This window comes from Paenibacillus nuruki (assembly GCF_001721045.1).
Classification (GTDB): Bacteria; Bacillota; Bacilli; order Paenibacillales; family Paenibacillaceae; genus Saccharibacillus; species Saccharibacillus nuruki.
Map to the genome: position 1 here is coordinate 45,134 of NZ_MDER01000026.1, position 9,314 is coordinate 54,447.

The window sequence follows — 9,314 nt, forward strand, 5'->3', positions numbered from 1 at the left end:
CTAACGACAATGAATAGATCATCAGGTTGGAGGAAGATCGATTGACCAAAGTATATACATCATTTCAACAATGGACAGACTGGCAAGCAGAAGGATACACCCAACTGCCTTATATCGTTCGTATCCCGTTAGAAGATCAACTTTTACCGGATAGCTGGGAACAATTGTGGCAAGAAGAGATGCCTTATTCTTTTGTATTGGAAAATGGGAAAAGTGGCAGATACAGTTATGTTGGACTTTCTCCTGTATCTATACTCAGTGGTCAAGATCAGCAAGCACATATTCGAAAGTCCACAGATACCACTCCTGTTTTGGCTATACCGAGTGCACAACCTGAATATATAACTGATGCCTCTTATACAGGCAAGCCTTTAGATATATTAAGAACATGGATGTCGACCGATCGTGCTCCTAAATTACCAGAAGTGCCTCCATTTACAGGAGGGTGTGTTGGCTTTCTAAGTTACGATGTCGCTCGTTCTTTAGAAAAATTACCTGATCATCTAAGCAATGATCTAGGGATGCCAGATTATCTATGGATGAAATTTAACCAAATTTGGGTGATTGATCATGCAGATAAGCAGTTGTATTGTTGTGTCCATACCTCTATAGGCAACAGTACAGATCATCAATCTTCGTATAATCATGCGGCTACATGCGCAACGCAGATGGCAGAGCAGTGGCACAACATTCTACAACAAGCTCAAGCATCATCGACAATAGCACGTAAGCAATTTCTAAAAGAACATCCAATAGCATTAACCGATTCACGTACGGATGGGTATGGATTTGAGACCGAATTTGATCAGATTCAATTTGAAAAAGCTGTGCAAACGATTCAGGAGTATATCCGTCAGGGTGATGTATTTCAAGTCAATTTGTCTTTACGCAGTCATCGACCTTTAGCTTCGACACCAGAATCGGTGTATGAATGGCTTCGTTTAACCAATCCATCTCCATATATGGGATTGCTACGTACACCTGATTTTTATTTAGTATCGGCTTCACCCGAATTATTGGTGCGTGTTGTAGATGGCAAAGTTTCTGCAAGACCGATAGCAGGTACAAGGCGTAGAGGTACAACTGAAATTGAAGATCAAGCGATGGAAGACGATCTTTTATCTAATGAAAAAGAACGTGCCGAACATATTATGCTAGTCGATCTTCAGCGTAATGATCTCGGACGAATCGCCAAATATGGCACAGTACGTGTGCCTGAACTGATGACGATCGAACGTTATTCTCATGTGATGCATTTAGTCTCTGGAGTCGAAGGTGAACTAGCTGAGTCCAAAGATGTGTATGATGTTATCGCTGCTGTATTTCCCGGTGGAACAATTACCGGTGCACCGAAAGTGCGTACGATGGAAATTATTGAAGAATTAGAACAGACTCGTCGTGGTGCGTATACAGGTTCGATGGGCTGGATTGACTATAATGGTAATATGGAATTAAATATTATTATTAGAACATTAACGGTCAAAGACCATATAGCGTATATGCAAGCAGGTGCAGGTGTGGTGATCGATTCGGAACCGTATCGTGAATATCGGGAATGTTTTAACAAATCGAGAGCGATGGCAAGAGCGGTTATGTTAAGTGAGCAATACGATCAAGTGCAAGCAGAGAAAGGGAGAATATAATGATACTCGTTATAGATAACTACGATTCATTTACGTATAACCTTGTTCAATATTTAGGCGAATTGGGTGAAGAGGTTGTTGTTCGTCGCAATGATGAGATCGATATGGCGGGTATTCGCACAATGGCACCCGATCATATTCTATTATCCCCGGGTCCATGTACACCGACAGAAGCAGGTATTACTTTAGACGTGATCAACCATTTCAAAGGCGATATTCCGATCTTCGGTGTTTGTCTGGGTCATCAAGCGATTGGTCAAGCTTTTGGAGGCAATGTTATTCGTGCAGAGCGATTAATGCATGGTAAGACATCACCTATTTTGCATGATAAGAAATCTGTTTTTGAAAATCTACCTTCTCCATTTACTGCGACTCGTTATCATTCATTGATCGTGGAACGTGAAAGCCTACCGGATTGTTTAGAAATTACAGCGGAGACAGCGGAAGGCGAAATTATGGGTCTACGTCATAAAGAATATGCAGTCGAAGGTGTGCAATTCCATCCTGAATCGATTGTGACCGATCATGGGCATGAAATGTTGCGTAGCTTTTTGAGTCGTAAAGTAGATAAAGCACCCACATTATGAAATATGTATCATTAAACGGACAAGTTATTGCTACAGATCAAGCCGTGGTCTCTGTCATGGATCACGGTTTTTTGTATGGAATGGGATTGTTTGAGACGTTTCGTACTTATAATGGACAGCCTTTTTTACTGAAGCAACATCTAACTCGACTATCTACAAGTTGTGAATCGCTCAGAATCATGTGGAACGAATCGGTAGATCAGGTGCAAAATCAGATTCGAGATCTCATGTATGCTAATGAATTAACAGAGGCGTACATTCGGTATACCGTTTCAGCAGGAACCGATATATTAGGTTTGCCTTCTGGAGCCTATGAGCAACCGAATATCATTATATATGCCAAATCATTACCTCCAGCACGTCCTGATTCTATGTCGCTTATCGATCATCTATATAGTCATAGCAAGTCATTACGTTGTTTACACACATTACGCAACACACCAGAAGGCGATATTCGTTTTAAGTCACTCCATTATATGAATAGTATTTTGGGCAAACGCGAATTGATGCAATATCAAGATCATCCATCTACGGCTGTAGAAGGGCTAATGCTGACCAAAGAACAACATATAGCAGAAGGTATTGTAAGCAATCTCTTTTTTGTGAAAAATCAGCAACTGTATACGCCTGCTATAGATACAGGCATACTACCCGGCATTACACGCGCTTTTGTTATCCAATTAGCTATGGCAGCAGGTATTGTTGTGCATGAAGGTCATTATACATGGGAGCATTTACTTGAAGCAGATGAAATATTTTTAACCAATTCAGTTCAAGAAATTGTTCCTGTAAAGCAATTATTAGAAGATACAGTAACGTATGAGGTTCCTCATGATCTTTCCCATTCAATGACTTTGCAATTAGCTTACGCTTATCTTAAGGAGGCTTATCAGCAGTGAAACAGCCTATGCGCTATACAAGAACATACGATTTGGGTTCGACCAACTTAACACTTGGAGATACAACATTAATAATGGGTATTTTGAATGTCACTCCAGATTCTTTTTCAGATGGAGGACAATATACATTAATCGAGCGAGCTGTCGAACATGCTTTGCAAATGATGGAAGACGGAGCAGATCTGATTGATATTGGTGGCGAATCCACTCGTCCCGGACATGATCCTGTATCGACAGAGCAAGAGTTAGAACGTGTAATTCCTATTATTGAAGCTTTGCATCGTCAAGCTCCCCATATTCCATTATCAATAGACACCTACAAAGCAGAAGTGGCTAAGCAAGCACTGCAAGCCGGAGCACATATCATTAATGATGTTTGGGGCGGACAAGCTGACCCTTTGATGGTACAAGTAGCTGCTACTGCCCAGTGTCCGATTATTTTAATGCATAATCGAGATAACATGGATTATACCGATCTGGTATCTGATGTTCGTCATGATCTTCAGGCTTGTATCGATCATGCTCTGCAAGCAGGAGTCCAAGCTGAACATATCATTTTAGATCCGGGTATCGGATTTGCCAAAACAGCGCAACACAATTTACAACTAATGTCGCAACTCGATCAACTATCTTCACTAGGCTATCCATTATTATTAGGAACATCTCGCAAAAAGTTTATTCGGACAGTACTTGATCTACCTGCTAACGATGTAGTTGAAGGAACAACAGCTACCACTGCTTTTGGGATTGCTCAAGGCTGTCAGATTATTCGTGTGCATGATATTAAGCAGAATAAGCGGATGGCGATGATGTGTGATGCGATGCTAGAGTCTACCATCAATCAATAGAAGTTAATCAAAGAAACAGATACACAGGAGGATAAATAATCAATGGATAAAATGATTCTAACACGGATGGAATATTACGGTTATCATGGTGTTTTTGAAGAAGAACGTAGATTAGGTCAACGTTTTTATGTCGATTTAGAATTAGAAATGGATCTGGCAACTGCTGGACAGACCGACGATCTTAGCACAACGATCAACTACGCTGAAATTCATGAAAAAGTAAAACAAATCGTTGAAAAGCAGTCTTTTAAATTGATTGAAACTCTGGCAGAATGTATTGCATCCTCTTTACTGGACGCTTATACTGGGGTACATGCACTAACTGTTAGAGTAACCAAGCCTCATCCACCGTTTGATATTCATTTTCAAGGCGTTACTGTGGAATTGCGGCGTACACGAAAGTGAGAGTCGGTCATGAAGTCATCTGTTCCCTCTGAATATTCAGAGGCTTATATTGCTTTAGGCGCTAATTTGGGCGATCGTGAGCAGACCTTAACAGAAGCTATACAGATGCTTGGTGATCATTCCGATATAGAGATTGTTCGTTGTTCAGGTCTGTATGAGACAGCACCGGTCGGGTATATCGATCAACCTTCTTTTTTAAATATGGTATTAATGTTACGTACCACATTAGAACCGGAACCGTTATTAATGAGCATGTTGGATGTTGAGAATAAGTTAGGTCGGGTACGAGATATTCGCTGGGGCCCACGTACAGTCGATCTCGATTTACTATGGATGGATCATCAACAATTGCATACTGAGCGTTTAGAGTTACCTCATCCACGAATGAACGAACGTGCTTTTGTACTGGTGCCATTAGCAGAAATAGTATCCTCTGATCAGCACCCCGAGTTATTTTATTCGGTTCAGCAATCGCTACAGCTTATTGAAGCCGAACAACAAGGAATTCACTATGTCAAAGCTTTTACTATGCCCTTTAATTCAAAATTAAAATAAATATACAGATTATAAAATCTGTTGTTTGATACAGGGAATCAGTCGCTTGTTTGCATGCTACATTATGGATAGAGATACAAGGAGTGAACCCGAATGTTAAAAATCGGTGATATAGAAATGAAAAATCAGGTCGTACTCGCACCTATGGCTGGAGTATGTAATCCTGCTTTCCGTTTAATAGCCAAAGAATTTGGTACAGGTCTAGTCTGTGCTGAAATGGTAAGTGATAAAGCCATCTTGAATGGTAATAAGCGTACACACGAAATGTTATTTGTGGATGAGCGCGAAAAGCCGCTAAGTCTACAAATTTTTGGAGGAGATCGTGAATCTCTAGTTGCAGCTGCCAAAGTGGTGGATCAAGATACCAATGCAGATATTATTGATATCAATATGGGTTGCCCGGCTCCCAAAATTAACAAAAGTGATGCAGGAGCCAAATGGCTACTTGATCCGAATAAAATCAATGAAATGGTCGCTGCTGTAGTTGCTAATGTAAGTAAGCCTGTTACTGTTAAAATGCGTATCGGTTGGGATAGTGATCATATCTTCGTAGTCGATAACGTCAAAGCGGTAGCTGATGCAGGTGGTAAAGCGGTCAGCGTACACGGTCGTACACGTCAACAACTATACACAGGACAAGCTGATTGGTCATATATCAAGCAAGCCAAAGAAGCAGTCTCTATTCCAGTAATCGGTAATGGAGATGTGATTACTCCTGAAGATGCGAAGCGTATGCTGGATACCACAGGTTGTGATGGGGTTATGATCGGACGGGGCGCTCTAGGGAATCCATGGATGTTATACCGTACCATCGAATACCTTAAGACCGGTCAATTACTATCCGAGCCAACCGCAGAAGAGAAAATCAGAATAGCGATTTTGCATATGGATCGTTTGATTGATCTCAAAGGGGAACATGTGGCTGTGAGAGAAATGCGTAAGCATCTTTCTTGGTATTTAAAAGGAATCAAAGGATCAGCCAAAATCAAAGATTCTATTATGGAAGAAGTAAAGCGTGATGAAATGGTACAGATTTTGCACAATTTCTTAGAAGGACTTCCTGTAGGTGAGCTAAGTTCTCCGGGGAATGAAATCGAAGAAGCAGAGCAAGTATGTAGCATCTAAATGATCGTCATAGGTACAAATAATAAAGGCAGGATACAGTGTTTAATACTGCTCCTGCCTTTTTATTGACATTTCGTAATCATTCCCATATACTTTTTCAGTATAAATTTGCCTGAACTAAAGGTTTAGATACAGCAATTAAGCCTCTTTGGGGAATCCCTATTGCAATCATCATTTCGACAAGAAACCCCGAAGCGCGATGAGCGAAAATTATTCACATGACAGGAGAATCGGTTGAGATGAGCGACAAAGAAGTCATTTTAACACAGGACGGTCTGAAGAAGCTGGAAGACGAGCTAGAAATGCTTAAATCTGTAAAAAGACGTGAAGTAGCAGAACGGATCAAAGTTGCTATCGGGTACGGTGATATTAGTGAGAACTCTGAATACGAAGATGCTAAGAACGAACAAGCATTTATCGAGGGACGCATTATTACACTTGAAAAGTTGCTACGCAACGCTCGTATTATCAATAGTGATGAGATCGTTACTAATATCGTAAGTATTGGTGCTACTGTTATTGTAGAAGATATGGAATTTGGCGACACAATGGAATATACCATTGTAGGTAGTGCTGAATCTAACCCTTCACAGAATAAGATTTCGAATGAAAGCCCTGTAGGTAAAGCTATTCTTGGTAAGCAAAAAGGAACAACCGTTGATGTTAGCGTTCCTGCTGGCGGTGTGATCCAGTACAAAATTCTTGAAATCAAAAAATAAGATTGTCTTATGTACGTTAAGATAAGTAGATCGTATTTATGTTATATCCTATGAAAAAGCTTCCTTTGGGAAGCTTTTTTCTTGAAATGAATACGAAATATATGGACATTTCGCAAAGGTTAAGCAGATATTATCAGTTAAAATCGTTTTATAGATTTATGAATACTGCCAAATCAGTTACACTATACTCATAGTGTATATTTCATAGCCTGTATGTAACGCGATTAATAGATATGAAATATAGCCAACAGGTATTACTTTGAAGGAGTTGAAGTTCAGCAATGTCTGAAGAAAATGTAAACCCCAATCCAGAAGAGATGGATAACGAAAACGAAATAAGTGAGCTATTGCAGATACGTAGAGACAAATTAGACGAGTTACGCGGTCTAGGTATTGATCCATTTGGTCAAAAGTATGTACGTACTTCTACAGCAGCAGACGTTATTAGTGAGTATGATAGTTTGACCAAAGAAGAACTAGAAGAAAAAAGTATCACAGTAAGTTTAGCAGGACGTATTATGGCTAAACGTGGTATGGGTAAAGCAAGCTTTGCACATATTCAAGATTTAAGCGGACGTATTCAAATCTATGTTCGTCAAGACAGCACGCCAGAAGTGAAGTACCAAGCGTTCTCTATTCTAGATCTTGGAGATATCGTAGGTGTTACAGGTAAAGTATTCAAAACCAAAACAGGCGAAACTTCTATTAAAGTAAGTGATCTAGAAGTATTGTCCAAATCACTATATCCATTGCCAGAGAAATATCATGGTCTAAAAGACGTTGAATTGCGTTACCGTCAACGTTATGTAGATTTGATTGTGAATCCTGAAGTTCAGCAGTCATTTATCACGCGTTCCCGTATTATTCAATCGATGCGTCGTTATTTGGATTCATTAGGCTATCTAGAAGTGGAAACACCTACACTACACTCTATCGCAGGTGGAGCCGCAGCCAAACCTTTTATCACGCATCATAATGCGCTAGATATGGAACTGTATATGCGTATTGCAATTGAGCTTCACTTGAAACGCTTAATTGTCGGCGGTCTGGAGAAAGTATACGAAATCGGACGCGTATACCGTAATGAAGGAACGTCAACGCGCCATAACCCTGAATTCACAATGATTGAATTGTATGAAGCATATGCAGATTACAAAGATATTATGAGTCTAACAGAGAATATGATCGCTCATATCGCTCAAGAAGTACTGGGTACAACACATATTCAATATCAAGGACAAGATATTGATCTAACTCCACAATGGCGTCGCCTGTCTATGGTAGATGCTGTTAAAGAAGTAAAAGGAGTAGACTTTGGCGTACACATGACGAATGAAGAAGCTCATGCACTAGCTAAGGAACATCATGTTAAAGTAGAACCGCATATGACATTCGGTCATATTTTAAATGAGTTCTTTGAACAATTTGTAGAAGAGACATTGATTCAGCCAACCTTTATTACAGGACATCCGGTTGAAATCTCTCCACTTGCTAAACGTAATACAGAAGATCCACGCTTTACAGACCGTTTTGAGCTATTTGTTGTGGCACGTGAACATGCTAACGCGTTTACAGAGCTTAATGATCCGATTGACCAACGTCAACGTTTCGAAGCGCAAATGGTTGAAAAAGAAAAAGGCAACGATGAAGCACATGAAATGGATGATGACTTTATTCGTGCACTAGAATATGGTATGCCGCCTACAGGTGGATTAGGTATCGGTATAGATCGTCTAGTGATGCTATTAACAGATGCAGCTTCTATCCGTGATGTACTACTATTCCCACATATGCGTAATCGTTCAGCTGAATAAGATGTTCTTTATAAGTAAGAAGAGATAAAGCTTCATTTCAGTTCATAATGAATAGCAATAGAAAAAGGATCAAGCTGGTCTAGCTTAGCGACTAGCTTGATCCTTTTTTATCTAAACAGTTGTCATACATATAGTATGGCAGTATATAAATGCATCATCTATTAATTAAACTGTTCAACAATATAAAAAAAGTTTATAGAAAGTGTTGCACTAATGAAAAATATGTGGTATTCTATAAATCCAGTCAACAACTGGCGCCATCGTGTGCAAGACAAGTTGTGAGAACAACTTAAAAAACTTTTTCAAAAAAAGTGCTTGCCAAGTGGTTGGAAACATGATATGATATAAAAGTTGTCACCGAGAAACACAGACAACAAAAAACGAAATGTTTGATCTTTGAAAACTGAACAACGAGTGAGTAATGAAGGTCTTAGCCGACCTTTAAAAAATAGAGAACTTCGGTTCTCGCCAGTTTAAGAATTGAGCAAGTCAAACACTTTATGGAGAGTTTGATCCTGGCTCAGGACGAACGCTGGCGGCGTGCCTAATACATGCAAGTCGAGCGGAGTTGACGAGAAGCTTGCTTCTCGGATGCTTAGCGGCGGACGGGTGAGTAACACGTAGGCAACCTGCCCTCAAGCTTGGGACAACTACCGGAAACGGTAGCTAATACCGAATACATGATTTGTTCGCCTGAACGAATTTGGAAAGACGGAGCA

At 40.0% G+C, this 9,314-nt stretch carries 9 protein-coding genes and 1 rRNA gene; all 10 read left to right on the forward strand.

The genetic code is table 11. The annotated features are described in order from the left end of the window. Positions 1-41 precede the first annotated feature (41 nt). Positions 42-1,643, forward strand: a complete 1,602-nt coding sequence (locus PTI45_RS03170) for an anthranilate synthase component I family protein (RefSeq protein ID WP_069326091.1) — start codon at positions 42-44, stop codon at positions 1,641-1,643. Continuing rightward, the gene (gene pabA / locus PTI45_RS03175) at positions 1,643-2,230 is read left to right on the forward strand and encodes an aminodeoxychorismate/anthranilate synthase component II (RefSeq protein ID WP_069326092.1); all 588 of its coding nucleotides are present in this window, start codon (positions 1,643-1,645) and stop codon (positions 2,228-2,230) included. The genes PTI45_RS03170 and pabA overlap by 1 nt, the downstream gene beginning before the upstream one ends. Beyond that, positions 2,227-3,129: an aminodeoxychorismate lyase gene (gene pabC, locus PTI45_RS03180; protein ID WP_069326093.1), complete on the forward strand. Its 903-nt coding sequence runs from the start codon at positions 2,227-2,229 to the stop codon at positions 3,127-3,129. The genes pabA and pabC overlap by 4 nt, the downstream gene beginning before the upstream one ends. Further along, a complete protein-coding gene (gene folP / locus PTI45_RS03185) occupies positions 3,126-3,977 on the forward strand; it encodes a dihydropteroate synthase (protein ID WP_425415564.1) in 852 nt (283 codons plus the stop codon). The genes pabC and folP overlap by 4 nt, the downstream gene beginning before the upstream one ends. 42 nt (positions 3,978-4,019) lie before the next feature. Further along, entirely contained in the window at positions 4,020-4,382 is a 363-nt protein-coding gene (gene folB / locus PTI45_RS03190) for a dihydroneopterin aldolase (RefSeq protein ID WP_069326094.1), read from the forward strand. Positions 4,383-4,391: 9 nt separating this feature from the next. After that, positions 4,392-4,937 (forward strand): 2-amino-4-hydroxy-6-hydroxymethyldihydropteridine diphosphokinase, encoded by a 546-nt coding sequence (gene folK, locus PTI45_RS03195; RefSeq protein ID WP_069326095.1) that lies wholly within the window; start codon positions 4,392-4,394, stop codon positions 4,935-4,937. Between the two features lie 93 nt (positions 4,938-5,030). Beyond that, positions 5,031-6,062: a tRNA dihydrouridine synthase DusB gene (gene dusB, locus PTI45_RS03200; RefSeq protein ID WP_069326096.1), complete on the forward strand. Its 1,032-nt coding sequence runs from the start codon at positions 5,031-5,033 to the stop codon at positions 6,060-6,062. A gap of 239 nt (positions 6,063-6,301) precedes the next feature. Continuing rightward, positions 6,302-6,781 (forward strand): transcription elongation factor GreA, encoded by a 480-nt coding sequence (greA, locus tag PTI45_RS03205; RefSeq protein WP_069326097.1) that lies wholly within the window; start codon positions 6,302-6,304, stop codon positions 6,779-6,781. Between the two features lie 281 nt (positions 6,782-7,062). Beyond that, positions 7,063-8,595: a lysine--tRNA ligase gene (gene lysS / locus PTI45_RS03210; protein WP_069326098.1), complete on the forward strand. Its 1,533-nt coding sequence runs from the start codon at positions 7,063-7,065 to the stop codon at positions 8,593-8,595. Positions 8,596-9,092: 497 nt separating this feature from the next. Then, positions 9,093-9,314 (forward strand): 16S ribosomal RNA (locus PTI45_RS03215); the annotation flags it as partial.

What these genes read in the sequence shown, in the direction of transcription:
- lysS (WP_069326098.1), top strand. Translation starts at nt 7,063, where the DNA reads ATGTCTGAAGAAAATGTAAACCCCAATCCAGAAGAGATGGATAACGAA.
- dusB (WP_069326096.1), top strand. Translation starts at nt 5,031, where the DNA reads ATGTTAAAAATCGGTGATATAGAAATGAAAAATCAGGTCGTACTCGCA.
- pabA (WP_069326092.1), top strand. Translation starts at nt 1,643, where the DNA reads ATGATACTCGTTATAGATAACTACGATTCATTTACGTATAACCTTGTT.
- folK (WP_069326095.1), top strand. Translation starts at nt 4,392, where the DNA reads ATGAAGTCATCTGTTCCCTCTGAATATTCAGAGGCTTATATTGCTTTA.
- greA (WP_069326097.1), top strand. Translation starts at nt 6,302, where the DNA reads ATGAGCGACAAAGAAGTCATTTTAACACAGGACGGTCTGAAGAAGCTG.
- folB (WP_069326094.1), top strand. Translation starts at nt 4,020, where the DNA reads ATGGATAAAATGATTCTAACACGGATGGAATATTACGGTTATCATGGT.
- pabC (WP_069326093.1), top strand. Translation starts at nt 2,227, where the DNA reads ATGAAATATGTATCATTAAACGGACAAGTTATTGCTACAGATCAAGCC.